Below are 26,754 nucleotides of genomic sequence, written 5' to 3'. Positions count from 1 at the left end.
GATGGAGGATGGGACCACCGTGCCCGCACCCGCGCACCGCCGGATCGACCACCGCCGTGAAGGCGTCCTCGATGCCGGGGTGAGGCCAGTGAGGGGTGGCGGGCCTGCCCGCGTGGGGGCTGCCCGGCCGGCCTTTCCAGTGCACGCTCGTCGGCGGCGCCGTACGGTCCGGACAGCCGTGGCCTCTTTGACCCGGGAGCGGAGCGCGGGCCCACAAGGGCTGACGAAGGAGTGAACGTGATCTCTGTCCGTGAGGTCGAGACTCTTGCCGACCGTGCACATGCCGGGCAGACCGACAAGATCGGAGTGCCGTACATCGAGCATGTCCGGGCAGTGGCCGCCGGGCTCAGCCCGTTCGGCGACGAACTCGTCATGGCGGGCCTGTTGCACGACCTCCTGGAAGACACCGACTGGACCGCCGGGCGTCTGCGGGAGACGGGCGTGCCGGCCCGGGTCGTCGAGATCGTCGAGGCGGTGACCAACCAGACGGGGATGACCTACGACGAGAAGATCCGCCGTATCACTGCCGACCCCCGGGCAACACTCGTGAAGATCGCGGACAATGCGCACAACTCCCGCCCCGACCGGGCCGCGCGGCTTCCCGCCGACAAGCGCGAGCGCCTCGCGGCGAAGTACCGCTCCGCGCGCGCCCGGCTGTGGCCCGCCGCGGACCGGAACGACGTCGAGGCCGTCATCCGCGTCATCAACCCGTCGCTGCTCGCCGAGTTGGACGCCCGCTACTGACCGCACCGCCTCGTAGGGCAAGGGCGATGCCGGGACGCCTCGGCCGTGATGCCCCGCTTGCGTCCGGCCCGCTTGAGCGCGGCTCGACGCGAGGGCCGGAGCGGTCGGATCGGAGGCCCTCCGGCCTGAGGCTGTGGCCCCGCCCGGGCCGTGGGCGTGTGCCGGGCGGAGCCACGCCCGTGCGGTGGGGTCAGCTCAGCATGCCTTCACGTACCAGACCGGTCCCCAGTCGCCGGCCGGGTCAAAAGAGTCCTGCCCGGCCGGTGGGGTCTGGTACACGAGCCTGTAGCTCTTGTTGTACATGCGCGCGACGGTGCCGTTCGTCTGGTTGTTCCACCACGAGCCACCGGAGTTCCAGCCGTTCGGGATCTCGTGGTACTTGTTGCAGGCCGACCTCTCCCAGAAGTCTCCCGTGTAGTAAGTGCCCTTCCATCCGCAGAAGAACTTGGAGTGGCACTGCGAGGGGGACTGTATCGAGATGTCGGACTTCGCGGCGCCGAGGTCGCGGGCGTATTTCTCCCCCGGCAGCGCGACAATCAGCTGGCCGCCGTCGAAGGCGATGCGGTTCGCGGATGTCTGGGTGCCGCCGAGCTCATCGATGTACCTGTCCACCTTCGCCTGTACCGCGGTCGCCTCGCCTGCGGACAGACCGGCCGCGGCGACCTGCGCCGCGAACGTCTGCGCCTTCGTGCGGGTGGTGTCGGCGGAGGCGGCGGGGGCGGCCAAGCCGACCGCTGCGGCGAGTGCCGCAGCGGTAACGGCGATGCGCCGGATGTTTCCATGGGGACATAACATGCCAGAACCCCTTTTCGGGCTCGGGTCACTGATGGTCTGTCGGCCGACGGATCATCAGTGACGCAGCGAAATGAGACCTCAACCCAGCCAGGCGGCCAGTCGATGAACGCGAAGCGGTTGCTGCCGGTCTTGTGGTGCGACGTGATCGGCTCAGATCTGCGTTGCGCGTGACCAACTGTTGCCGCGATGCTCCGATCCACCAACCCATTCGATCTGCCTCGAATGGCTGGACACCTGTACCAGATGACGGGGAACTGATGGGTGTACGCATCCACTTCGACGCCGGCGACCTACGCAAGGTGACAATCGCTCAGCAACCAGCGCCGCTGTGGGACATCGAGCGCAGTTTGCGTGCCCTGCAGGTGACCAACGCCGGTGCGGCGTACGCCCCTTGGCGGGCGTGGGCGCGGATGCGCCTGCCCCGAACCGCGCATCAGTTGCTGACCCTGGTACCGCCCACCGGCCCCTGCCCCGACTTCCTGACGCCGACCGGACCCTCACCCGACCTGGAGAGCGGCCTGGATCAGGTACTGAGCACCCCGCGGCCGCTACTGAACCGCGATCTGGGGCAGCTGGCCGAGCGCCGCCGCCTTCCGCCCTGGGCGCACGATCTGGGCCGGGGATCGCTCCCGGCGCTGCGGTCCCTGGGCCGTGCCTTGCGTGATTACCATCAAGCGGCCATCCACCCCCTGCAGCACCGGCTGGCCGCCGACTACGAAACCGTCACAGGTGGCCTCACGCAGACGCTGTCTCAGCGTGGCCTGGACGCTCTCCTGTCGAACCTGCACCCCTCCATCCGCTGGAACCCACCCGTCCTGGACGTGGGCCACCCCCTGTACGACGACGACGTACACCTCAACGGCTGGGGACTGCACCTGGTGCCGTCGTTCTTCACTCCGACCAACGCCTTCTGCGTCAACCACACCCCGCCCATGACGGTGACCTTCCCCATCACCACCCAACGCGCCGGAACAAGCGTCCGCCACCGCACCACGCCCCTGGGCCTCAACCTGCTCCGCGCCCAACCCCGCCTTCCTGAGTGAACGAGGGCGCACCCCGGACGAGTTGCGGACAGCGGCCTGCGAGTGCGGGCGCACCGGAACGGCTCCCTGAAGCTCTCGTCGGTCGGCTCACCGGCGGCCCACTTCGCTTCGATGTCGGACCAGTCGCCCGGGCGGATCCTGAACTCGCGGTCCTGGAATGCCTGCGGGATCGGGTCCCCTGGGAATCGTGGCCGCGTCCCGGTAGAGCGCAGCCGCTCAGCGGCTGCTCAGAGGCTTGCCGTACTTCTGGGCCGTGGAGAGGTACGGGAGGTCGAGCGTGCGCGGGGAGTAGGCCGCCGAGCCGTCGGCCGAGCCCTTGGGGAGTAGCCATGCGGCGCCCAGGGAGGCGTTTTCGCCTGGGGATCCGATCGTGACGTCCGGTGTGCCGTCGGCGTTGTAGTCGCCTGTGGCGGCCGCCGCGCCGAAGGTGTCGCCCGTCTCGGCGACGCCGGGGACACCCGGCGTGTCCTGGTTCCGGGCGACGGACGTGGCAGCGCCGTCTGCGTCGAGCAGGCCGCGGGCGCCGCCGCGGAGCAGCCAGGCGGCTCCCGCCCCCGCTGCGTTGCCGATGGCCTCACCGGGAGCGCCGGCGATCAGGTCGTCGCGGCCGTCGCGGTTGATGTCTGCGACGGCGAGGGCGGCGCCGAAGCGGTCGCCGTTCTCGGCCACGCCCGGGACGCCTGGGGTGTCCTGGTTGAGGGTCTGGGTGCGGGTGCCGAACGAGCCGTTCGCGGGGCTTCCGTAGTGGAGGTGGATGCCGCCGCCGTTGGCGAGTTTCTCGGGGCCGCACGGGTCGTCGATGTTCTCGTCGGCGATCTCACGGCATTCGCCGAGTGCCAGGTCGTCGTGGCCGTCGCCGTCGAAGTCGCCTGCGGCCAGGGCGGTGACGCCGGCGTTGTCCGTGTTCCAGAAGTTGGCCATCTCGGACCGGTCGGCGTCCCACTTCCACAGGCGCACGTGGGACTGCGTGTGGGGGGCGCCCGCGGTCCAGTACGCCACGGCCAGGTCGTCGTGGCCGTCGCTGTCGAAGTCGCCGGTGGCCAGGGCGGGGGCGCGGCCGCCCATGGGAGCGGCGACGACGGTGGTGACCATGCTGTCCTCGCCCTGGATGACACGTGCGACGACCTTGTCGGTGCCGCCGGTCACGATCGTTTTGTTGCCGCCGCCGGTGAGGTCGGCCGCGGCCACCGATGTGCCGTACGCGGCCGACGGAGAGCGGCCGGTCAGGACCGTCGAGGCCGGTCCCGGCCCGTTCTTGGAGCCGCCCACGGCGATGACCATGCCCGCATTCGTACCGCGGTCGGTGACGTCCTCGCCGGGGACGCCCACGAGGAGTTCCGCGATGCCGTCGCCGTTGAGGTCTGTCAGGGCCACGGATGCGCCGAAGCGGTCTCCCGCCTCGGGGGTGCCGGGAACCTCGGGGGTGGCCTGGGTGATTCGGATGCTTCCGTGGGCGCCGGTGCCCTTCGGGCCGCCCCGGACGACGTTCACGTATCCGGCCTTGGCCTGGCCGCCGACGGTTCCGCCGGGGACGCCGACGGCGATGTCCGCGTGGCCGTCGCCGTTGAAGTCGCTGGTGGCGGTACGGGGTGGGGCAGCGGCGGCGCCGGACGGGAGCACAACTCCGGCGGTGGCCGCGGCTGTTGCGATGGCGCAGGTCAGGATGCGGCGGCTGTGTGGCACGGAGGCCCCCACTCGGTCGTCGGGATGCGGCTTGTCTGGTGTGACCGTCGAAGGGCGGTGCTGGTTGTACGGAGTTCACCGGTGGTCGGTGGCGGGTTCAGGGGGAGAAAATGGGCGGAGTGAGTCCTCACTCATTGACGGAGTGAGGACTCACTCCGTAGTCTCGGGGTTATGACAGCACCTGAGGAGAACGAGAAGCAGGCCACCCGGCGCCGCGCCCCGGCCATGTCGCCGGAGATGTCGCCGGAGCGGCGCCGCGAAATGATCATCCAGACCGCGATCCCGCTGATCGCCGAGTACGGGGCCGCGGTGACGACCGCGAAGATCGCCCGCGCCGCGGGCATCGGCGAGGGCACGATCTTCCGGGTCTTCGCCGACAAGGACGAGCTGCTGCACGCCTGCATGGCCGAGGCGCTCTCCCCCGAGCACGCGGTCCGTGAGCTCGACGCGATCGATGTGTCCCAGCCGCTGCCCGACCGGCTCGCGGAGGCGGCCGAGGCGCTGCAGGCGCACATGTCCAGGATGGGCGCGATCCTCGGCTCGCTGGGGCATGGGGGCGGCAAGCATCCCGGCACGGTGCGCGGCGCGGGCCGCGAGGAGTCGACGACCCGTATCCGCGCGGCCCTCGCGGAGCTGCTGGAGCCCGACAGGGCCGCCCTGCGGCGGCCGCCGGAGCAGATCGCGGCCCTCTTCTTCGGGCTGCTCTTCACCCAGCCGCGTACCCAGGACGAGCCCGACCTGACCCCGCAGGAGCTGGTGGAGGTCTTTCTGCACGGGGCGCTCGCGGGGAGCGCCAGGTGAGCGTGCGCAGAGGGCGCCTGGCAGTTGCGGCCCTGGCGGTCCTGGCGCCCGTCCTGGTGTGGCTGGTCGCAGACCCGCTGCTGGGGCACCGGCTGCGGATCGCCGACGGCGGGCAGAGGCTCGACATCGGTGTCGTGCCGGTGGCGGTCGTCGCGCTGCTCGCGTCACTGGCCGGCTGGGGGCTGCTGGGCGCCCTGGAGCGGCTGGGGGTACGGCGTGCCCGCGCCGTCTGGTCCGGGGTGGCCGGTGTCGTACTGGCCGTGTCCTTTCTGCCGTTCCTCGGCGGCGGCATGGACGGCGGCACCCGGGTCTTCCTCGCTCTGATGCATCTGGCGGTGGCGGTGGTGCTGATCCCGGGGCTGGGCGGCAGGCCCCTCAAGGCGGCAGCCGGTGGCGCCGGGGGGTGACCCTCGGTCCGGGGGAAATGGCCAGGGGCGTAACTGCCGCGGCGTCGGCGGGACTTCGCGGCTTTCATTTTTTTTGTATCTGGGGAGGGTCCGCCGTCCCGGGAATTTCCGGCCACCGCAATTCCCCTGTTCGGGCGGGGTGTTGAGCGCCGTACGCACAGCGGTGGGGCCTGGTGCGCCGGGTGCGGGCGTCCGGCTTGCTTTGCCCCGCAGCCAGGCGCCGCGCTTTGTCCGCCTTTGCGCCGGAAGTCGCTTCTTCGCGTCATTAATGGCGTAAACGAAGTGGTGCGCATATTGCGGGTGCTCGCTCGAATGGGGCGCCCCGATATGCCGTCGAGCCGCATTCCGGCCCGTGCCCATTCGGTGAAATGGGTCACACCGGCGGTGGTGGGCCGCAGGGGGCGGTTGAGCGCATTTCCGTTCTGCGCAAAGAAAGTTGGGCTTATTGATCAATGCGGTCGTGGGATTCCGGGCGGCGGGGGCGGGCCTTGTGCATTCTCTATTCGAATTCTGGTCTTGTTCTGTTCGGGCTTTCTCGCCTAACGTCACCGTCGATCCGGACGGAACGCCGAGTCCTGCCGCCGTCCGGAAACCCAACCCACCCACTCACTTACGCACGGCAGGAGCGGGGGACCCAGGTAAGACGCCGGTCCGGATTCCGGAACGGCTCGGGGTGAAGTCGCATTCACCATGCGGCCGGACATCTCCCGTCCGAACCCGACAGCTCACCTCGTAGGCGACGGAGAGGAATTCGTCATGCCTGCAAAGGGAAAGCACCGCCGTCCCAAGTCCAGCCCGCTCAGCCGGGGCATCGCCGTCGCGGGCACGGGCGGGGCCGTGCTCGCCCTGCCGGTGCTCGGTGCGACCTCCGCCGGCGCGGCCCCGGCCGCCAAGCCCGCCGCGGCGCCCAAGACCTACGTCGTCGTCGCGGGCGACACCCTCTCCAAGATCGCCCGGGAGCACTCGGTGAGCGGCGGCTGGAAGAAGCTCTACCAGGACAACCGCGGCGCCCTCGGCGACGACCCGAAGCTGATTCACCCCGGTCTCGAGCTCACCCTCGGCACGAAGGGTCCGGCCGAGCGGGCGGACCGCTCCGAGCGCGACGACGCGTCGGCCGCCAAGACGGCCGCCGCCCCGGCGAAGAAGACCTACACCGACGATCTCGACGGCTGGATCAGGGAGTCGCTCGACATCATGGCCCAGCACGGTATCCCCGGCTCCTACGAGGGCATCCACCGCAACGTCATGCGGGAGTCCTCCGGCAACCCGCTGGCCATCAACAACTGGGACTCCAACGCGGTGGCCGGGACACCGTCCAAGGGACTGCTGCAGGTCATCGGCCCCACCTTCGCCGCCTACCACGTGCCCGGCACGTCGCTGGACAGCTTCGACCCGGTCGCCAACATCACCGCCGCCTGCAATTACGCGGCCGACCGCTACGGCTCGATCGACAACGTCAACGGCCCGTACTAGGCAGGCTCCCCCGCGGCGATCGGGAGCCTGCCCCGGGGTGAGCGGTGCGGCCGGGGCCGCGCAGAGTACTGCCTATGACGACACCCGCAGAGCTGCTCCGGTCCTTCGCCCGCACCCGCGCTTCGCTCGACGGCGAGGAGGTCACGTACTGGTGGAGTGGAAACGTGTACTCCTGGGCACCCGAGGAGCCCTACCAGCGGCTCTTCGGCTTCGAAGGACTCAATGTCGCCCGCCTGGTCCGCGACGCCGAAGCCGGCCCGGACGCCTACCGGCTGCTCAGCCGTGAGGCCGCCTTCTACCTGGACCCCGACACCCGGGAGATCCTGGAGAGCTGGCAGGGCCTGCCGGTGGTGCACGTCTGGAACGATCCGGCGAACCAGAAGTGGCGGCCCGCCCCGATCCCGGTGACTGAGCTGGGCCCACAGGTCTGCTTCAGCCTGGAGATCCCGCTCGCCTACCCCTCGCCCCTGCCGGTGGCCCGCTACCCCCTCCACTCGGCCGGCGACACGTACACGGCGCTGGAGCTCTTCCAGTTCTTCGCCGGGCGTGCCGACCTGGCCGGTTCCGCGGCCGGGGTGCCGGCCACCATGTCGTGGAGCCGGATGTCGCCGTGGCTGCCCTGGATGGCCCGCGGGCAGCGGCCCGGTGGCCTCACCTTCCACTGCCAGGGCCGCAAGCTCGGCTCGTACGCCGAGGTCCCCGGGCGCACGCGTGCCTACATAGCCGCCCACCGCCCGGAGTTCGCCCGGGCCCCCGAGGAGTGGAGCGAGCCGAACGAGACCAGCTGGACGTACTTCCGCAAGCTCCACCCGCCGAAGTAGCCGCCGCGCCTGCCCCTGCAGGGATGCGGTGACAGCAGGGATGCGGTGAGAGACGGGAGTACGGCCGCCTTTTTGCGGGCCGTCTCGCTCTCACCGCACCCCTTTCACGGGTTCGTCGTGGCCGGGCGGCGCGTGCTCACAGGACTTCGCCGGCCTTGGTCCTCCTGCTCAGGGTCGGCCTGCTGGACTGGGCCAGGTCCTTCCACTTGTCGGACAGGCCGGTGATGGTGCGTGCCGCGAACAGGGTGCGGATGGACACCTCTTGGTTCAGTTCGGCGCGGATCAGGCTGACCAGCCTGATCGCCCGCAGCGAGTTCCCGCCGAGGTCGAAGAAGTCCTCGTCGATGCCCACCAGGCGGTCCAGTTCCAGGACGTCGGCGAACGCCTCGGCCAGCACCCGCTCGGTGCGGTTGCGCGGCGCCCGGTACTTGTCGTCCCCCGACTCCGGCTCGGGCAGCGAGGTGCGGTCCACCCGGCCGCCGGCCGTCAGCGGCAGGCGTTCCAGGAGCACGAACACCGACGGCACCATGGGCTCCGCCAGCCGTTCGGCGGCGTAGCGGCGCAGTTCCTCGCTCGAGAGGTCGGTGGCGGAGTCGTGGCCGCGGGCGGGGACGGCGTAGGCGATCAGGCGCTGTTGTCCGGCGTCGTCGTTGCGGGCGACGACGACCACGTGGGCGAGGCCGGGGTGTTCGGACAGTGCCTCTTCGATCTCGGCCGATTCGGTGCGGACGCCGCGGATGTCCGCCTGGGTGTCGGTGCGGCCGACGTACTCCAGGTGGCCCTCGGCGCTCCATCGCACCCGGTCTCCGGTGCGGTGCATGAGCGTGCCGGGCGGGCCGAAGGGGCAGGGCACGAAGCGGTGTGCGGTCTGTGCGGGGTGTGCGGGGTAGCCGCGTGCGATGCCGGGCCCGGCCACGTACAGCTCTCCGCTCACGCCGGCGGGGACCGGTGCCAGTCCGGGGCCCAGGACGTACAGGGCGGTGTTGTCCGCGGGATGGCCGGCCGCGCCGGCGTGGTGCGGGGGTTCGCCTGCGGCCAGGCGGTGGGCCGCGGCGAGCACGGTGGTTTCCGCGGGGCCGTGGCCGTGGACGACGGTCAGGTCGGGGCAGGCTTCCCGGATGCGCCGCAGGGCGGCCGCCGGGACGCGGTCGCCGCCGGTCCACACTTCGCGCAGCGCAGCGAGGCGTTGGGGGTGTTCGGCTGCGATGGCGCAGAGCATGCCGGCGGGCAGCCATGCGGTGGTGATGCGGTGGGCTGCCTGCAGGGTGCTCAGGGCGTCGGTGTCCAGGTCTCCCGGCGGGGCCACGACCACCCGGCCGCCGTTGAGCAGGGGCGCCCACACTTCCAGGGGCAGGGCGTCGGAGGTGGGCGGTGTGTGCCACAGCACGGTCTGGCGGGCGCCCTGCTGCAGGGTGCGGTCCAGGGCGAGCCGCTGGATGCTGCGGTGGGTCAGGGCGACCGTGGTGGGCGTGCCGGTGGGGTCGGTGGCGTGCATCACGGCCAGCAGGTTGTCCGGGCGGGCCGGGGCCGGTGAGTCTTGCGTGCGGTCGCTGCCGGCGCCAGGGCTGTCCGCAGCGAGGTCGTCGAACTGGATCGCTGGTATGTCCAGGTCGGCGGAGAGCGCTTTGGCCGTGGTGGCGTCGGTGAGCAGGACGCGGGCCGCGGCGTCGGTGAGGGCCGGCTTGAGGCGCTCTGCGGGGGTGGCGGGGTCCAGCGGCAGGTAGGCTCCGCCGGTTTTGGCCACGCCCAGCAGGGCGGTGATCAGGTCTGCGGAGCGTGGCAGTGCCACCGCCACGACCGTTTCGGGGCCGACCTGGTGCCGTCGCAGTGCCTGGGCGAGGCGGTGGGAGCGCTCGTCCAGGTCCCGGTAGGACAGGGCGGTGTCGGCCAACTGGACGGCGATGGCGTCGGGGGTCTGCTGCGCCTGGCGGGTGAACAGTTGCGCGACGGTCAGTTCCGGTAGCGGTGTGGCGGTGTTGTTCGGTGCCGTCAGGACCTGCTCCCGTGCGGCGCCGCCGATCACGTCCAGTGCTCCGAGGGGCTGTTCCTGGGCGGCCACCACGGCGCGGATGTAGTCGATCAGTTCCGCGCCGATGACGCGCAGTTCGGCGCGGGAGTAGAGGGTGGCGGGGGCGTCCAGGCGCAGGAACAGGTCGCTGTCGGGGCTTCCGTCGGTGCACAGGCCGATGGAGAGTTCGTCGAAGACGCCGGTGGTCGCGGGGAAGTAGCGGGCCGGGTGGTCGGCGAAGTGGAGCTGCTCGACGAATTCGACGACGTTCATGACGGCGCCGTAGCTGCCGCGGCCGCTCAGGACGGTTCCGCTCGCGCGCTGGATGTCGGAGTAGTGGCAGGCGGTGTGGCCGAAGATTTCGTAGGTCTCGTCGACGACGGCGTCGGCGATCTCGGCGAAGGTCGCGGTGAGCGGGACCTTGATGCGTACCGGCACGACGTTGACGGCCAGGCCGGGGGTGGTGGCTGCCGCTCCGACGCGGTTGCCCACGGCCAGGGAGAGGAGGAATTCCGGGTGGTCGCAGCGGTGGCGGAAGAAGACGGCCGCGGCCGCGGTCAGCATGGAGGACATCCATACGCCCATGGACTGTGCGGCCTGGGTCCAGGTGTCCGCCTCGGCGCGCGGCACGGTCAGGGTCCGGCTGACCATGCCGATGGAGCCGGCCACCTCCGACCAGCGGTCGGCGCTGCTCATGGGTTCGTCGAGGGCGGAGCGCTGGGTGTCGGTCAGGGCGATGCGCGGTACCTGTGCGGGCGCGGGTGCGTCCTTGAGGTAGTCGCGCCAGAATTCCGTGTCCTCGGTGAAGGTGTCGGAGGCGAGGTAGCGGGTTGCCTCGTTCGCGAACGAGGCGGCGTCCCAGGGGTGGGGCTGTGGGGGGATCTCGCTTTCGCTTACGAGTGCGGTGTAGACCTCGGCGAGGCGTCGGGAGAGCAGGCCGCCGGCGCCGAATCCGTCGGATATGAGGTGGTGGTAGGCGAGTACGACCAGGCAGCGGTCGGGGGCGAGGGTGACCGCGCCCAGGCGGAACAGCAGGTCGTGTTCCAGGTCGAACGGCTGCTTGACGATGTCGGCGAGCGCTTCGCGCGCTGCCTGGTCGGGGTCGGGCTCGGCGCTGAGGTCCAGGAAGAACGGCCGCCAGTCTCCCAGGTCTTGGACGGCCAGGCGCAGGCCGTTGTCGTCGTCGACGAAGTTGACGCGCAGTACTTCCGCTTCGTCCATGACATGCCGGAATGCGGATTCCATGGCGGCGGTGTCCAGGGCACCGTTCACTTCCCACATGGTCATCGCATGGTTCAGCGTGTCGGGTGTCATTTTCTGCGCCAGCCACAACCCTTTATGCGCAGCCGACGCACTGAACGAACGCACACAGATCAACCCCTTGTAAACAGGCCCATGAACTGGAGGAATGCATAAATCGCCTCCACCTTCACGGGCGTGGATCAGCCGGTCAAGGCACTTGGGTGCCGGGCGGGGCAAGCCGTTTTGGGGCTTGCGGTGTCCCGCCGGCGGGACGGCCCCGGGGGGCGGGTGAGCGCCTCCCGGGGCCGTGGTGGGATCACTTGGGATCGCGGTGGGGCATCGAGGACATGAGATGTCCGGCGATCAGCCGCGGAGAGGGGTGCTTCAGCACCAGGTTGGCCCTCAGTTTGAGTCCGGTCGAGGCGGCCAGGCGCTTGCTGAGCTCCACCGAGAGCAGCGAGTCGAATCCGATGTCCTTGAACTCCTGGTCGGGGTCGATGGCTTCGCTGGAGGCGTGTCCCAGGACGACGGCGACCTTGTGCAGGACGTGGTCGAGGACGGCCGCCTGCGCCTCGGCGCCGGAGAGGGCGGCGATCCGCTCGGGCAGGGGGACGGCCTGGTCCTCCTCGGCGGGCTGCTGGGCGGTGGGCACCTGCGCGCCGGCCGTGGTGTGGGAGGAGTTCAGCCAGTAGCGCTGCCGCTGGAAGGCGTACGTGGGAAGGTCGGCCCGCGCACGCGGGCCGCCGAACAGGGCCTGCCAGTCCACGGTCCCGCCCTGGACGTGCAGTTGGGCCAGCGAGCCGACTACGGCCTCGGCTTCGCCGCGGTCGCGGCGTGAGGACGCCAGGACCAGCGCGCCGTCCACGTCCTCGACGATCTCCTGCACCGGGACGGTCAGGACGGGGTGCGGGCTCATTTCGATGAAGACCCGGAAGCCGTCGTCGGCCAGCTGGCGGACGGAGGTCTCGAAGCGGACCTGTTCGCGCAGGTTGGTGTACCAGTACTCGGCGTTCAGCCGGGCGGTGTCGATGACTTCGCCGTACAGGGTCGAGTAGAAGGGCAGCGTGGAGGTTTTCGGGCTCAGGTCGGACAGCGGCTGGATCACCTGGTCGCGGACGCGGGTCACCTGGTGGGAGTGGGAGGCGTAGTCGACCGATATGCGCCGGGCCTGGGCGCCTTCGGCTTTCATCTTCTCGACGAATTCGTCGAGTGCCTCCGGTTCTCCGGACACGACCACGGAGCGGGGGCCGTTGACGACGGCGATGCTCACGCGATCGCTCCAGGGGGCGAGGCGTTCTTGTACGACGTCGGCGGATTCCACGACCGAGGCCATCCCGCCGTGGCCGATCAGGTCCAGCAGGGCCTTGCTGCGCAGCGCGACGACCTTGGCGGCGTCGCGCAGCGACAGGGCGCCGCAGACGTGGGCGGCGGCGATCTCGCCCTGGCTGTGTCCGATCACGGCGGCCGGCTCGACGCCCCAGGAGCGCCACAGGGCGGCCATGGAGACCATCACCGAGAACAGTGCGGGCTGGACGACGTCCACCCGGTCCAGGGTGGGTGCCCCGGCGGTGCCGCGGATCACGTCGAGCAGCGGCCAGTCGACCCATTCGGCCAGGGCGGCCGCGCACTCCTGGAGGCTCTGGGCGAAGACGGGGAAGGTGTCGTAGAGCTGGCGGCCCATGCCGACCCACTGTGATCCCTGGCCGGGGAACATGAAGGCGGTGCCGCCGAGGTGCTGGGCGGCGCCGCGCACCACGGCGGCGGACTCCATGCCGCCGCTGAGTGATTCCAGGCCGGTGAGCAGTTCGTCGCGGCTGCGGCCGAGGATGACCGCGCGGTGCTCGAAGCGTGAGCGGCTCGACAGCAGCGACCAGCCGATGTCGGCGATGTCGGTGCCCGTATCGGCGGCGGCGAAGTCGCGCAGTCTGGCTGCCTGGCGTTCCACGGCCGCCGCGTTCTTGCCGGAGACCGCCCACGGGATGAGGCCGCCGGCGACGTCCGGGGCCGGGGCGGGTTCGTGTGTCTGCTCCGGCTGGGGGGCTTCTTCCAGGATGACGTGGGCGTTGGTGCCGCTGACGCCGAAGGAGGAGACTCCGGCCCGGCGCGGGCTGCCGGTGCGCTCCCATGGCCGTCCCTCCAGCAGGAGTTCGACGCCGCCGGAGGACCAGTCCACGTGCTGGGAGGGGGTGTCCACGTGCAGGGTTTTGGGCAGGTAGCCGTGCCGCATCGCCATGATCATTTTGATGATGCCGCCGACGCCCGCGGCGGCCTGGGCGTGGCCGATGTTGGACTTCAGCGAGCCCAGCCACAGCGGGCTGTCCCCGGCGCGGTCCTGGCCGTAGGTGGCAAGGAGGGCGCCTGCTTCGATGGGGTCGCCCAGCACGGTGCCGGTGCCGTGGGCCTCGACGGCGTCCACGTCGCGGGCGGTGATGCCGGCGTTGGCCAGGGCCTGCTGGATGACCTTCTCCTGGGCGCGGCCGTTGGGGGCGGTCAGGCCGTTGCTGGCGCCGTCCTGGTTGACGGCCGAGCCGCGGATGACGGCGAGGACTTCGTGGCCGTTGCGGCGGGCGTCGGACAGCCGCTCCAGGAGCAGCAGGCCGGCGCCTTCGGCCCAGCCGGTGCCGTCGGCGCCGTCGGCGAAGGACTTGCACCGGCCGTCGGCCGACAGGCCGCCCTGCCGGGAGAACTCCACGAAGATCGCGGGGGTGGACATCACCAGGGCGCCGCCGGCCAGGGCCAGGGAGCACTCTCCCGCGCGCAGTGACTGCACGGCCAGGTGCAGGGCCACCAGGGAGGAGGAGCACGCGGTGTCGACCGACATGGTGGGGCCGGTGAGCCCGAGTTCGTAGGCGACGCGGCCGGAGGCGACGCTCAGGGCGCTGCCGTGCATGAGGTAGCCCTCGAGTTCGTTGTTGCTTCCTTCCAGGAAGCGCCAGCCGTACTCGGTCGAGCTCACTCCGGTGAAGACGCCGACGTCGCTGCCGCGCACCTGGGCGGGGACGATGCCTGCCCGTTCGAATGCTTCCCAGGAGGTCTGCAGCAGCAGGCGCTGTTGCGGGTCGATCGCGAGTGCTTCGCGCGGGCTGATGCCGAAGAAGTCGGCGTCGAACTCGGCGACGTCGCTGAGGAATCCCCCGTGGCGCACGTAGGAGCTGCCGAGGGTGTCGGGGTCGGCGTTGTAGACGTCGCGCCAGCCGCGGTCGGTGGGGAATTCGTCCACGGCGTCGATGCCGTCGCGGACCATGTCCCACAGTGCCTCGGGGGTTGCCACGCCACCGGGGTAGCGGCAGGCCATGGAGACCACGGCGATGGGTTCGGCGCGGCCGGCCTTGAGGGTGTCGTTCTCCTGGCGGAGGCGGTCGCGCTCCTCCAGCAGGGTGCGGAGCGCCCGTTGGACCCGGTCCGCGCCGTCCGCTGTGCGATCCGCGGAGTTGTTCATGTCACTTACCCTTCTCATCCAGAGCCAGGTCGAGCAGTGCGTCCAGGTCCATGCCGGCCAGTTCGTCCGCTGCGGTGTCCGCCTCTTCCGCCTGGGGGCCGGTGTCGGCCTGGGCGGGGTCGGCGCAGGCCAGCACCAGTTCCAGGATTCCCGCGGTGCGCAGGCTGTCGATGGAGACGGTCCGCAGTACTTCGCGGATCCGGGTGTCCTGGTCGGGGCCGGCCTGCGGTTGCTGTTGCGGTCGGAGCCGGCCGGTGATGTGTGCGCCCAGTTCGCGTGGGGTGGGGTAGCTGAAGACGAGGGTGGAGGGCAGGCGCAGGCCGGTGGAGGAGGCCAGGCGGTTGCACAGTTCGACGGAGGTCAGGGAGTCGAATCCGATCTGGGTGAACGCCTGGTCGGGGTCGACGACCGCGCTGGAGGGATGCCCGAGGACGACGGCGACCTGTTCGCGGACCCAGTCCAGGACGGCGGTGTGTTGCTCGTCCTCGCTCAGGGTGGCCAGTCGGGCGGGCAGGCCGAGGGGGCCGCTGTCCTTGGGTGTGGTGTTCGTGCGGTGGTGGCGGGGGCGGCCGGTCTCGACGAGGTCGCGCAGCAGGGGCGGCAGTTGGTCGCCGCTGTTGTTGCGCAGCGCGGTGAGGTCGAGGCGGGCCGGGACGAGGACGGGCTTGTTGAGCGCGCACGCGGAGTCGAACAGGGCCAGTGCCTGGGGGGTGGGCATGGGGGCGACGCCCATGCGCCGCACCCGGGAGAGGTCGACTTCGTCCAGGTCTTCGGTCATGCCGCTGCTCTGGCCCCACCATCCCCAGCACAGGGACGTGCCGGGCAGGCCCGATGCCCTGCGCTGGGTGGCCAGGGCGTCCAGGAAGCCGTTGGCCGCGGCGTAGTTGGCCTGTCCCGCAGTACCGAGGGTGCCTGCGAGCGCGGAGAACAGGACGAAGGCCGACAGGTTGTGCTCGCGGGTCAGTTCGTGCAGGTTGAGCGCGCCGCCGGCCTTGGCGCGCAGTACGTGTTCGACGCTCTGCGCCGTCAGTGACTCCACGGTGCCGTCCGCCAGCGCGCCGGCCGCGTGCAGGACGGCGGTCAGGGGGCGGGCGGGCGGCATGTCGGCGAGCATTTTCGCCACGGCGTCGCGGTCGGCGACGTCGCATGCCGCGACGCGGACCAGGGCGCCCTCCTTCTCCAGGTCGGCGACCAGTTCGCGGGCGCCGTCGGCGGCCATGCCGCTGCGGCTGGCCAGGAGAAGGCTGCGTACGCCGTGTTCGGTGACGAGGTGGCGTGCCACCAGGGCGCCCACTCCCCCGGTGCCGCCGGTGACCAGCACGGTGCCGCCGCCGAAGTCGTCCCCCATATCGAAGATGATCTTTCCGATGTGGCGGCCCTGGCTCATCTCGCGGAACGCCTTGCGGGCGTCGCGGATGTTCCAGACGGTAAGGGGGTTCAGGCGCACCCGCCGGTCGGCGAACAGCTGCATGACGGCGCGGAACATGTCCTGGAAGGCGTCCGGGCCCGCCTCGTAGAGGTCGAATGCCTCGTAGTGGACTCCGGGGTGGTCGGCTGCCACCTGCTCGGGGTCGCGGATGTCGGTCTTGCCCATCTCGACGAAGCTGCCGCCCTCGGGGAGCAGCGTCAGTGAGGCGTCGACGAACTTGTGGGCGAGGGAGTTCAGGACGACGTCCACGCCGCGGCCGCCGGAGGACTCCAGGAAGGTGTCGGCGAACGTGAGGTCGCGCGAGGAGGCCAGGTGTGCGTCGTCCAGGCCCAGGGCGCGCAGGGTGGGCCACTTGGCCGGGCTCGCGGTCGCGTAGATCTCCGCGCCGGCGTGCCGGGCCAGCTGCACGGCGGCCATGCCCACGCCGCCGGCGGCGGCGTGGATGAGGACGCGCTGGCCCTTCTTGAGGTTGCCGACGCGGAAGAGGCCGTAGTAGGCGGTGAGGAAGGCGCCCGGCACGGACGCCGCCTCGGTGTAGCTCCAGTCGTCGGGGATGGGCATGAGCAGGCGGTGGTCGGCCACGGCCACGCGGCCGAAGGCGCCGGTGAAGATGCCCATCACGCGGTCGCCCGGTGCCAGCGTGGTGACGTCGTCGGCGACTTGAAGGACGGTTCCGGCGCCCTCGCTGCCGATGCCGTCGTCGATGGCTGTCCGGTCCACCAGGCCCAGGGCCATGGTGACATCGCGGAAGTTGAGGCCCGCGGCGTGCACGGAGATGCGCACCTGGCCGCTGGTGAGGGGCTCTTGCACCTCGGGGCAGGGCACCCAGGTCAGGTTCTCCAGGGTGCCCTTGCTGGGGATGCCCAGGCGGTGCGCGCCGGTTGCGGGCGGCTCGATCTGGTTGGCGGGCGCGGCCTGCGCCATGCGGGGGGCCAGGAAGGTGCCCTCGCGCAGGGCCAGTTGGTCCTCGCCCAGGGCGAGTGCGTCGGGCAGGCGGGCCAGGGAGGTGTCCGCGTCGTCGGTGTCCAGGAGGCGGAACCGGCCGGGGTGCTCGGTCTGGGCGGAGCGGATCAGGCTCCACACGGACGCGCCGGCGGGGCTTTCGACGCTCTCCGCGCCGCTGGTGTCGAAGGCACGGCGGGTGAGCACGGCCAGGGTGGATCCGGCGAGCGCTTCCTCGGCGAGGAAGCGCTGGATCAGGCCCAGGACGCGGGTGTGCGTGCCGGCGAGCGCGGCAAGGGGATCGCCGTCGTTGCCGGCGGTGATGTCGTCGAGGCACAGCAGGAGGTGGCGGGGCGCCTCGCCGGCCAGGACGTCGTCCAGGGAAGCGTGGAACACGGCGCTGCTGTCGGCCGGTTCGCACAGCCGGCCGGCCAGGCCGTCCTTCGCGCCCAGGACACCCCACGGCTCGCGGCGGGTCTCCCGCTTGTTCTCCTTCACCGGCCGCCACTGCACTTCGTACAGCGGCTGTGTCTGCCCGCCGCGTGCCGAGCGCAGCTGCTCGGCGGTGGCCGGACGCATCGTCAGCGCCCCGATGTGAGCGATCTTTCGGCCGTGTTCGTCGGCGACCGCCACGCTCACGACGCCCTCGCCGGCCGGGGTGATCCGGATCTTCACCGTCGGGCCGCAGACGCCGCTGCGGTCGACGCCGGACCAGGAGAAGGGCATCCAGCCCTTCTCCGCGGTGACGTCGATGACGCCGCCGGCGACCATCGCGTGCAGTACGGAGTCCATCAGGGCCGGGTGCAGGGCGAAGTCGCCGCCGACCGGGGTGCCGGCGGCCGCGGGCAGGGTCGCGGCCGCGAAGAGGTCGTCGCCGCGCCGCCACACCTCGCGCAGGCCGCGGAAGGCCGGGCCGTAGTCGAAGCCCGCGTCGGCGAAGGTGTCGTACAGCGTGTCGATGGCGACCTGCTGCGCCCCGGCCGGCGGCCAGGCGGCCAGGGAACGCGCGTCGCCGCCGCCCGAGGCGGCCGGCGGGACTGTGGCCGGTGTCAGGCTGCCGGTCGCGTGCCGGGTCCAGCCGCCGCTCCGGTCGTCGCCGGCGGGGCGCGAGTACACGTCCAGGGGGCGGTGGCCCGCCTCGTCGGGCGCGCCGACGACGACGCGTACCCGCACGTCGCCGGAGTCGGGCAGGATCAGCGGGACTTCCAGGGAGAGTTCCTCGATCGCCGCGCATCCGGTGTGCTCGCCCGCCCACAGCGCCAGGTCCATGTAGGCCGTGGCGGGGACGACGACCTGGCCGAACACGGCGTGGTCGGCCAGCCAGTCGTGGGTGCGCAGCGACCACAGGCCGGTGAGGACGACCTCGTCGGTGCCGGGGTGTTCCACCACGGCGGCCAGCAGCGGGTGTTCGGGGGTCGACAGGCCGGCCGAGGCCACGTCCGTGCCCATGCCGGCCTGGAAGTCCAGCCAGTAGCGCCGGCGCTGGAAGGCGTAGGTGGGCAGGTCCACGGACCGGCGGGTTCCGATCAGGGCGGCGAAGTCCACGTCCGCGCCGCGGACGTGGAGCTGGGCCAGGGCGCCCAGGAGGGTGTGCGCCGCGTCGCGGTTGCGGCGCGACGTCGACACGACCAGCGCGTCGTCCGCGCCCACGGCGGCGAAGGCTTCCTTGGTGATGCTCGAGAGGGTCGCTCCCGGCCCCACTTCGATGAAGACCTGTCCGCCGGCCGCGCGGGCACACTGAATCGCCTCGTAAAAGCGCACGGGTTCGCGGACGTGGTCCACCCAGTGCGCCACCGACGTCAGCTCCTGGAGCGTGGCCTCGCGGCCCAGGCGGGTCGAGACGATCGGGACCCTCATCTCGCCCGCGGGCAGCTCGCCGATCGCGGCGGCGAACTGCTGCAGGACCGGTTCCATGAGCGGGGAGTGGAAGGCGTGGCCGACGTCGAGGAGTTTCGCCGACGTGCCGGCCGCGACGAGGCGGTCGCGGAGCGCGTGCACCTGCTCGCGCAGGCCCGACAGGGTCACCGACTCCGGGCCGTTGACGGCGGCGACGCCGACGCGGTCGTACGCCTCGAGCAGGGTGTTCATCTCGGCTTCCGAGGCGCGTACCGCCAGCATGGCGCCCTGCTCGGTGACCGTCTGCATGAGGCGTCCGCGCGCGGCCACGAGCCGGGTCGCGGTATCGAGGTCGAGGACGCCGGAGACGTGGGCGGCGGCGATCTCGCCGACGGAGTGACCGACCAGGTGGGCGGGCTGCGGGCCGTACTGCGTCAGCAGCCGGTAGCGGCTGACGTGCAGGGCGAACAGTGCCGGCTGGGCGATGTCGGTGCGCTCGGGGTCCCCGGGCTCCTCGGAGAGCAGCAGGGGCTTGAGTGCGAAGGGCAGATGGGCGTCGAAGCGCTCGCAGATCTCGTCCAGGCTGCGGGCGAAGACGGGGAAGGTGTCGTAGAGCTTGCGTGCCGCGCCGGCCCACGGGGTGCCCTGTCCGGGGAACATGTGGACGGTGGCGCCGGGTTCCCCGGCGACGCCGCGGATGACGGCGGCGGATTCGGTGTCCTCGCTCAGTGATGTCAGGCCGGTGAGCAGTTCGTCCTGGTCGTGGCCGAGGATGACCGCGCGGTGTTCGAGGCGGGCCCGGTCCGAGACCAGGGACCAGCCCACGTCGGCGATGTCCAGGCCCTGTTGGGTGTCGGCGAAGTCGCGCAGCTTGGCCGCCTGCGCCCGCAGGGCGTGTGGGGAGCGTGCCGAGACGATCCACGGCAGCGGGCCGCCGGTGAGGCCGGGCAGGGAGCCTTCGGCCTCGGGCGCCGGCTTTTCGGCGCTTTCCTCTTCGAGGGGGGCGGGTGCCTCTTCGAGGATGAGGTGGGCGTTGGTGCCGCTGGCGCCGAAGGCGGAGATGCCCGCGCGCCGCGGGCGGCCCGGCGTGCTGGGCCATTGCCGGGCCTCGGTCAGCAGCTCCACCGCGCCCGCCGACCAGTCCACGTGCGTGGAGGGGCGGTCCACGTGCAGCGTCTTGGGCATGATTCCGTGCCGCATCGCCATGATCATCTTGATGATGCCGCCGACGCCCGCGGCCGCCTGGGCGTGGCCGATGTTGGACTTCAGCGAGCCCAGCCACAGCGGACTGTCCCCGGCGCGGTCCTGGCCGTAGGTGGCAAGGACCGCCTGTGCCTCGATCGGATCGCCCAGGGTCGTGCCGGTGCCGTGGGCCTCCATCACGTCCACGTCGCCCGCCTGCACCCGGGCGTTGGCCAGCGCCGCCCGGATCACCCGCTGCTGGGAGGGCCCGTTCGGCGCGGTCAGCCCGTTGGACGCCCCGTCCTGGTTGATCGCCGAGCCGCGGATGACCGCCCAGATCCGGCGGCCGTTGCGCCGCGCGTCCGACAGGCGCTCGAGGACCAGCACGCCCGCGCCCTCGGAGAAGCCGGTGCCGTCGGCGGCGTCGGCGAACGCCTTGCACCGGCCGTCCGCCGCCAGGCCCCGGTTGCGTGACATCTCCCGGATCACCTGCGTCGTGCCCATGACGGTGACGCCCCCGGCCAGGGCCAGCGCGCTCTCGCCCTGCCGCAGCGACTGCACCGCCTGGTGGACGGCCACCAGCGACGACGAGCAGGCGGTGTCGGTCGAGACGGCCGGGCCCTCCAGGCCCAGCGCGTAGGACACGCGCCCGGAGGCGATGCTCAGCAGGGCGCCGGTCTGCCCGTAGCCGGCGATGGTCTCGGGGGTGAAGAAGTGGTTGCCGTAGCCGAAGTAGGCCAGGCCGGCGAAGACGCCGGTGTCGCTGCCGCGCAGGGTGTGCGGGTCGATGCCGGCGCGTTCCAGGGACTCCCACGAGGTCTCGAGAAGCAGCCGGTGCTGCGGGTCGGCGGCCAGGGCCTCGCGCGGGTTGATGCCGAAGAACTCGGCGTCGAAGTCGCCCGCGTCGTGCAGGAATCCGCCGTAGCGCGTGTAGCTGCTGTTGGGCCGGTCGGGGTCGGGGTCGAAGAGGGTCTCCAGGTTCCAGTTGCGGTCCTCGGGGAACTCCGAGATCGCGTCCTGGCCGGTGCGCACCAGGTCCCACAGGGCCTCCGGGGAGGCCACCGCGCCCGGGAAGCGGCAGGCGACGCCCACGATCGCGATGGGCTCGGCGGCGGCCTCCGTCAGCTCGTTCAGGCGCCGGCGTGTTTCGATCAGCTCGATCGATGTCCGCTTGAGGTAGTCGAGAACATCAGCGTTGTTGTCGTTTGTCATCGCTCTTCCCCTAGCCGAGCTCTTTGTCCAGCAGCGAGAGAAGCTCTCCAGCTGATGCCGAACTGATCCGGTCGGCGATACCGACCTCTGTCCCCTCACCGGCCATCGAACGCACCCGGTGCTGCAATGCGCCGAGCAGCGTGGAAATGGTGGTCTTCTCCTCGTCCGCGAGTTCGAGGAACGCGTCCTCGAGGCGGGCGCCCAGTCCCTCGATCTCCTTGGCCAGCAGGCCGGCCGCGCTCTGCGGGCCGGTGCCGGCGGCGGGGCCGGGTGCGATGGCTTCGATCAGGAACTGCGCGAGGGCGCCCGGGTTGGGGTAGTCGAAGGCGAGCGTGGCGGGCAGCTTCAGGCCGGTCACCGCCGCCAGCTTGTTGCGCAGTTCCAGCGCCGTGAGCGAGTCGATCCCCAGCTCCTTGAACGCGGTGGCCGAGCCGACCCGCCCGCTGTCGTCGTGGCCCAGGACGAGCGCGGTCTGTGCCCGCACGGCATCCAGCAGCACCGCCTGCGCGTCGGCCTGCGGCAGCGACCTGATCTGCTGCGCGATATCGGCGTCGGCGGCCTGGCGGCCGCCCGCCCCGGTGCTCTGGGTGCTCTGGGCGGGTGTGCCGAGCAGTGTGCGCAGGAGCGGGGAGGCCATCTGTCGGGCGTGTGCCGCGGCCGCCGTCAGGTTCAGGCGCGCCGGTACCAGCACCGGCTCGTTGCGGGTGAGCGCCGCGTCGAAGAGCGCGAGGCCCTCGTGCGAGGCCATCGGCTGCACGCCCTGGCGTTGCAGGCGCACGATGTCCGCCTCACCCAGGCCCGCGCCCAGCTCGCTGCGCTCGGCCCAGTAGCCCCAGCACAGCGCGCTGGCCGCGAGGCCCTCGGCGTGGCGGGCCTCGGCGAGGCCGTTGAGGAACGCGTTGGCCGCCGCGTAGTTGGCCTGCCCGGGCATGCCGAGCACGCTGGTGATCGAGGAGAACAGCACGAACGCGGACAGGTCCAGATGCCGGGTCAGTTCGTGCAGGTGCCAGGCGCCGTGTGTCTTGGGCGCGAGGACCGCGTCCAGGCGGTCCTCGGTCAGCGCCTGCACGACGCCGTCGTCCAGTGCGGCCGCGCAGTGGATCACCGCTGTCAGCGGGTGCTCCTCGGGCACCGCGGCGATCAGGGCGGCGACGGCTGCGGCGTCGGTGACGTCGCAGGCCACGATGTCGGCCTGTGCTCCTGCCGCGGTCAGTTCCTGCTGCAGTGCCGGTGCCGCCGGGGAGGCGGGTCCCCGCCTGCTGGTCAGCAGCAGGCGGCGCACGCCGTGGTGCTGAACGATGTGGCGGGCCAGCATCGCGCCCAGGCCGCTGGTGCCGCCGGTGATCAGTACCGTCCCGGACCCCAGCGCGGGGGCGTCCCCGGGGGCTTCGGGGGCGTCGCCTGCGGCGGGGGCGTGGGCCAGTTGCGGGGTGGACACCAGGCCGGCCCGGATCCTGAGCTGGTCCTGTGCGGTGGCGGCGGCCGCCGCCAGGCCCGCCCACGAGGCGGGCTGGTCGTCGCTGTCCACGAGCGTGAACCGGCCCGGGTTCTCGGTCTGCGCGGTGCGTACGAATCCCCAGACCGCGGCGGCCGCGGGGTCGGTGCGCGGTGCCTGGCCGTCGCCGGTCGCCGCCCGCGTCACGATGACCAGGCGCGAGTGGGCGAACCGGTCCTCGGAGAGCCAGCGCTGGGTCCAGCCCAGCACCTGGTGGAGGGTGCGCTCCACTGCGGCAGGGGCGTCATCACTGCCGCCGGTGCCGTCACTGCCGCCGGTGCCGTCACTGCCGCCGGTGGTGTCGGTGACGGCGAAGACGAGCGGGGGTATCGCCTGGGAGGAGGCGGCGAGTTCGTCGAGGCCGGTGAAGAGCGCCCCGCCCTGGCCCAGGGATCCGGCCAGGCCCGCATCTGAGGCTGCCAGCACCGCGTAGGAGGCCGGGGCCTGCCCGGGCGGGGTCTGCAGGGGCGCCCAGTCCACCTGGAACAGCGAGTCCTGGTGGTCGAAGCTCAGCTCGGTCAGCTTCTCCACGTCCACGGGCCGCCAGGTCAGCGACTCGACGCCGCCCAGGGGTGTTCCCTCGTGGTCCGCGAGGGCCACCGACAGCCCGCCGGGCCCGGCGGGCGCCAGCCGCACCCGCAGCACGCCGGGCCCGGCGGAGTCCAGGCGGATGCCCGTGCAGCGGTGGGGCACCACGCCCTCGGAGTCACCGGCGCCCCGTGCCGGGCCGGCGGGCAGCAGCGCGGCGTGCAGCAGCGCCGGGTGGATCCGGAAGCGGCCCTGGTCCGTGCCGTCGGGCGCGGGCAGTTCCACCTGGGCGAACAGGGTGTCCTCGCGGCGCCACAGGTGGGTGAGGGCGCGCAGGAGCGGTCCGTTGCTGAACCCGAGGGCGGACAGCCTCGCGTACTCGTCCTCGACGGGCACGCTGAGCGCGCCCGCGGGAGGCCAGGCGCTCAGGCCGTCCGGCGCGGGGGCGGGCCGGGTACCGGATCCGGCGGCGCCGGCGGAGCCGACGGCGTTGCGCGTCCACTGCGCTTCGCCCTCGCCGCGGGAGTGCACGCTGATCACGCGCTTGTTGTCGATGACGACGCGGATCTCGCGCTCGGCCGTCTTGGACAGCACCAGCGGTGTTTCCAGCGTGAGTTCGTCGACGACGTCGCTGCCCGCCTGGTGCGCCGCCCACGCCGCCAGTTCCACCAGCACCGCGGCCGGGACCACGGCGGCGCCGTGGACCACATGGTCGGCGAGCCAGGGGTGGCGGCGCAGCGACAGGCGCCCGCTGCCCGCGACCGCGCCGTGTCCGCCCTCGTCGGGCAGGTCGATCACGGCGTCGAGCAGCGGGTGGTCCGAGGTGCTCTGGGCGGTGGTCTCCTGGGGGGTGGGCAGCCAGTAGCGCCGGCGCTGGAAGGCGTAGGTGGGCAGCTCGACGTGCCGGCCGTCCGCGCCCGCGAGCGTCTGCTGCCACGACACCGCGACGCCCGCCACGAACGCCTCGGCCGCCGACTTGTACAGCCGGGCCAGGCCGCCGTTCTTGCGACGCAGCGAGCCCACCACCACGGTGGCGGCGCCGGGGGTGGCGTCCAGCATCTCCTGGATGTTGACCGTGAGCAGCGGGTGCGGGCTGACCTCGATGAACGCGCCGTGGTCGCGTTCGAGCAGGCTCTTCATGGTGGCTTCGAACTGGACCGGCTCACGCATGTTGCGGAACCAGTAGGCGGCGTCCAGCTCGGCGGCATCCAGCTGTGCGCCGGTCACCGTCGAGTAGAACGCGGTTGTCGAGGGCCGGGGGGTGATCTGGCCCAGCTCGCCCAGGAGTTTGTCGCGGAACTGGTCCATCAGCGGGGAGTGGCCGGGGACGCTGGCCGGGATCCACCGGGCGCGCACGCCCTCGGTCTCGCAGAGGTCCACGAGTTCCCTGACCGCCGAGGCATCGCCGGAGACGGTCGTGGAGTAGGGGCCGTTGACCGCGGCGATCGCGGCCCGGGAGCCGGTGCGCTCCAGCAGTTCGCGCACCCGGTCGGCGGGCGCCACGATCCCGGCCATGCCGCCGTCCTGGGCGGCGGTGGCCAGGAGCCGGGACCGCACGGCCACGATCTTGGCGCCGTCCTGCAGGGTCAGGGCGCCGGCGGCGCAGGCCGCGGCGATCTCGCCCTGGGAGTGGCCGATGACCGCGTCCGGTGTCACGCCCAGCGAGCGCCACACCTGCGCCAGCGACACCATGACCGCGAACAGCACGGGCTGGACGACGTCGATCCGCTCCAGGTCGGCCGCTCGGGGTCCCCCGCACACGGTGTCGATCAACGACCAGTCCACCCACGGCTCCAGCGCCGTCGCGCAGGCGCGCATCTGCTCGGCGAAGACCGGGCTGCTCTCCCACAGTTCGCGCCCCATCCCGGCCCACTGGCAGCCCTGGCCCGGGAAGACGAACACCGTCCTGCCCAGCGGCCGGGCGAGGCCGGTGACCACGCCGGCGGGGTTCCTGTCCCCCTGGGCGACGGCGGTCAGGCCGGCGAGCAGTTCGCCGGAGTCCGCGCCGATCACCACCTGGCGGTGGTCGAACAGCGAGCGCGTCGCCAGCAGGGCGTGTCCCACTTCGGGGGCCGGCAGGCCGGCGGCCGCCGCGCTGTCGCGCAGCCGCAGCGCCTGCTCGCGCAGCGCCTCCTTGGAGCGCGCCGAGAGCACCCACGGCACCGGACCCGAGGCAGGGGCGGGTGCGGGGGCCTGGGCGGTGGCCGACTCCGCGGCCGGGCGGGCGGGGGCCTGCGCCGGGGGTGTCTGCGCGGGGAGGCGGGGGGCCTCTTCGGGGAGCTCGGGTGCCTCTTCGAGGATGAGGTGGGCGTTGGTGCCGCTGACCCCGAAGGACGACACGCCCGCGCGCCGCGGGCGGCCCGGGGTCCGTGCCCATGGCCGGGCCTCGGTCAGCAGCTCCACCGCGCCCGCCGACCAGTCCACGTGCGTCGTCGGGCGCTGCACGTGCAGGGTCTTGGGCAGCGTTTCGTGGCGCATCGCCATGACCATTTTGAGGATGCCGCCGACGCCCGCGGCGGCCTGGGTGTGGCCGATGTTGGACTTCAGCGAGCCCAGCCACAGCGGGCTGTCGGGGGCGCGGTCCTGGCCGTAGGTGGCAAGGAGGGCCTCGGCCTCGATGGGGTCGCCGAGCCTGGTGCCGGTGCCGTGTGCTTCGACGGCGTCCACCTCGCCGAGCGAGAGCCCGGCGTCGGCCGCGGCTGCGCGGATGACGCGCTGCTGGGCCAGTTCGCTCGGCGCGGTCAGTCCGTTGGACGCCCCGTCCTGGTTGATCGCCGAGCCGCGGATGACGGCCCAGATCCGGTGCCCGTTGCGGCGCGCGTCCGACAGGCGCTCAAGGACCAGGACGCCGGCGCCCTCGCCCCAGCCGGTTCCGTCGGCCGTCTCCGAGAAGGACTTGCAGCGCCCGTCGGCCGACAGGCCGCGCTGGCGGGCGACCTCCACGAACATGCCCGGGGTGGGCATCGCCGCCACTCCGCCGGCCAGGGCCAGCGTGCACTCCCCCGAGCGCAGGGACCGCACGGCCTGGTGGACGGCGACCAGCGACGACGAGCAGGCGGTGTCGGTCGAGACCGCCGGGCCCTGCAGGCCCAGTACGTAGGCGACCCGGCCCGAGGCCACGCTGGTGTACGTTCCGGTGATCCCGAAGCCCTCGACCTCGCCGGCGGCCCCCAGGCCCATCCGCGGGCCGTAGTCCATCGCGTAGATGCCGGTGAACACCCCGGTCTGCGAGCCGCGCAGTGCGGCCGGGTCGATGCCCGCCCGTTCCAGCGCCTCCCACGTCGTCTCCAGCATCAGCCGCTGCTGGGGGTCCATCGACAGCGCCTCGCGCGGGCTGATCCCGAAGAACGCCGCGTCGAACTCGGCGAGGTCGGGCAGGAATCCGCCCGAGCGCGTGTATGTCTTGCCGTGCGCCTCGGGGTCGGGGTCGTAGAGCGCCTCCACGTCCCACCCGCGGTCCTGGGGGAAGTCGCCCATCGCGTCCACGCCCTGGGACACCACTTCCCACAGTCCTTCGGGGGACGTCACGCCACCCGGGAAGCGACATCCCGCGCCCACGACCGCGATGGGCTCGCGAGCGGACTCCTCCAGCTCGCGCACGCGCTCGCGCAGTTCCTGCGCGTCGCCGACGGCGCGTCGCAAGTAGGACCGGAGCTTGTCGACATCCTCCACCA

At 72.0% G+C, this 26,754-nt stretch carries 11 protein-coding genes, 1 pseudogene and 1 riboswitch; of the genes and pseudogenes, 6 read left to right on the top strand and 6 right to left on the bottom strand.

Annotated features, from left to right (window positions below; genetic code table 11):
- Positions 1-237 precede the first annotated feature (237 nt).
- A complete protein-coding gene (locus STRAU_RS01755) occupies positions 238-744 on the top strand; it encodes an HD domain-containing protein (protein ID WP_037657041.1) in 507 nt (168 codons plus the stop codon).
- Positions 745-939: 195 nt separating this feature from the next.
- Here the strand turns inward: STRAU_RS01755 and STRAU_RS01750 are convergent, their stop codons facing one another.
- Positions 940-1,539 (bottom strand): peptidase inhibitor family I36 protein, encoded by a 600-nt coding sequence (locus tag STRAU_RS01750; RefSeq protein WP_106967771.1) that lies wholly within the window; start codon positions 1,537-1,539, stop codon positions 940-942.
- 257 nt (positions 1,540-1,796) lie between these two features.
- On the opposite strand from STRAU_RS01750, the gene STRAU_RS01745 reads away from it, so the two are divergent.
- Positions 1,797-2,582 (top strand): hypothetical protein, encoded by a 786-nt coding sequence (locus STRAU_RS01745; protein ID WP_016638489.1) that lies wholly within the window; start codon positions 1,797-1,799, stop codon positions 2,580-2,582.
- A gap of 216 nt (positions 2,583-2,798) precedes the next feature.
- Here the strand turns inward: STRAU_RS01745 and STRAU_RS01740 are convergent, their stop codons facing one another.
- A complete protein-coding gene (locus STRAU_RS01740) occupies positions 2,799-4,265 on the bottom strand; it encodes an FG-GAP and VCBS repeat-containing protein (RefSeq protein ID WP_259299800.1) in 1,467 nt (488 codons plus the stop codon).
- A 171-nt stretch (positions 4,266-4,436) separates the two neighbouring features.
- On the opposite strand from STRAU_RS01740, the gene STRAU_RS01735 reads away from it, so the two are divergent.
- The 4 genes from STRAU_RS01735 to STRAU_RS01720 all read left to right on the top strand — a co-directional run bounded on the left by STRAU_RS01735 (position 4,437) and on the right by STRAU_RS01720 (position 7,767).
- A complete protein-coding gene (locus tag STRAU_RS01735; RefSeq protein ID WP_016638487.1) occupies positions 4,437-5,066 on the top strand; it encodes a TetR/AcrR family transcriptional regulator in 630 nt (209 codons plus the stop codon).
- Positions 5,063-5,473 (top strand): DUF6069 family protein, encoded by a 411-nt coding sequence (locus STRAU_RS01730; RefSeq protein ID WP_037657039.1) that lies wholly within the window; start codon positions 5,063-5,065, stop codon positions 5,471-5,473. The genes STRAU_RS01735 and STRAU_RS01730 overlap by 4 nt, the downstream gene beginning before the upstream one ends.
- A 589-nt stretch (positions 5,474-6,062) precedes the next feature.
- A riboswitch (cyclic di-AMP (ydaO/yuaA leader) is annotated at positions 6,063-6,227 on the top strand.
- A gap of 2 nt (positions 6,228-6,229) precedes the next feature.
- A complete protein-coding gene (locus STRAU_RS01725) occupies positions 6,230-6,946 on the top strand; it encodes a LysM peptidoglycan-binding domain-containing protein (protein ID WP_037657037.1) in 717 nt (238 codons plus the stop codon).
- Between the two features lie 74 nt (positions 6,947-7,020).
- Positions 7,021-7,767 (top strand): DUF1838 family protein, encoded by a 747-nt coding sequence (locus STRAU_RS01720; RefSeq protein WP_016638484.1) that lies wholly within the window; start codon positions 7,021-7,023, stop codon positions 7,765-7,767.
- Between the two features lie 136 nt (positions 7,768-7,903).
- Here STRAU_RS01720 and STRAU_RS01715 read toward each other — a convergent pair whose 3' ends face one another.
- The 4 genes and pseudogenes from STRAU_RS01715 to STRAU_RS01700 form a co-directional block, all read right to left on the bottom strand.
- Positions 7,904-11,143, bottom strand: coding sequence for a non-ribosomal peptide synthetase (locus tag STRAU_RS01715; RefSeq protein ID WP_259299799.1), 3,240 nt, complete (start codon positions 11,141-11,143; stop codon positions 7,904-7,906).
- Positions 11,144-11,333: 190 nt separating this feature from the next.
- Positions 11,334-14,456, bottom strand: coding sequence for a type I polyketide synthase (locus STRAU_RS01710; protein WP_016638481.1), 3,123 nt, complete (start codon positions 14,454-14,456; stop codon positions 11,334-11,336).
- 1 nt (position 14,457) lies between these two features.
- On the bottom strand, positions 14,458-21,057 hold the full coding sequence (locus STRAU_RS01705; RefSeq protein ID WP_016638480.1) for a type I polyketide synthase: 6,600 nt from the start codon (positions 21,055-21,057) through the stop codon (positions 14,458-14,460).
- A gap of 10 nt (positions 21,058-21,067) precedes the next feature.
- Positions 21,068-26,728, bottom strand: a pseudogene (locus STRAU_RS01700) (type I polyketide synthase); the annotation flags it as partial.
- Positions 26,729-26,754 lie beyond the last annotated feature (26 nt).

The sequence above is a fragment of the Streptomyces aurantiacus JA 4570 genome (assembly GCF_000414115.1).
GTDB classification, from domain to species: domain Bacteria; phylum Actinomycetota; class Actinomycetes; order Streptomycetales; family Streptomycetaceae; genus Streptomyces; species Streptomyces aurantiacus_A.
Note: the sequence above shows the minus strand (reverse complement) of the source record. Positions and strands in the feature narration are given on the sequence as shown.

Coding starts and splice junctions, on each gene's coding strand:
- STRAU_RS01750 (WP_106967771.1), bottom strand. CDS start 1,539: ATGTTATGTCCCCATGGAAACATCCGGCGCATCGCCGTTACCGCTGCG.
- STRAU_RS01745 (WP_016638489.1), top strand. CDS start 1,797: ATGGGTGTACGCATCCACTTCGACGCCGGCGACCTACGCAAGGTGACA.
- STRAU_RS01735 (WP_016638487.1), top strand. CDS start 4,437: ATGACAGCACCTGAGGAGAACGAGAAGCAGGCCACCCGGCGCCGCGCC.
- STRAU_RS01725 (WP_037657037.1), top strand. CDS start 6,230: ATGCCTGCAAAGGGAAAGCACCGCCGTCCCAAGTCCAGCCCGCTCAGC.
- STRAU_RS01720 (WP_016638484.1), top strand. CDS start 7,021: ATGACGACACCCGCAGAGCTGCTCCGGTCCTTCGCCCGCACCCGCGCT.
- STRAU_RS01710 (WP_016638481.1), bottom strand. CDS start 14,456: ATGAACAACTCCGCGGATCGCACAGCGGACGGCGCGGACCGGGTCCAA.
- STRAU_RS01705 (WP_016638480.1), bottom strand. CDS start 21,057: ATGACAAACGACAACAACGCTGATGTTCTCGACTACCTCAAGCGGACA.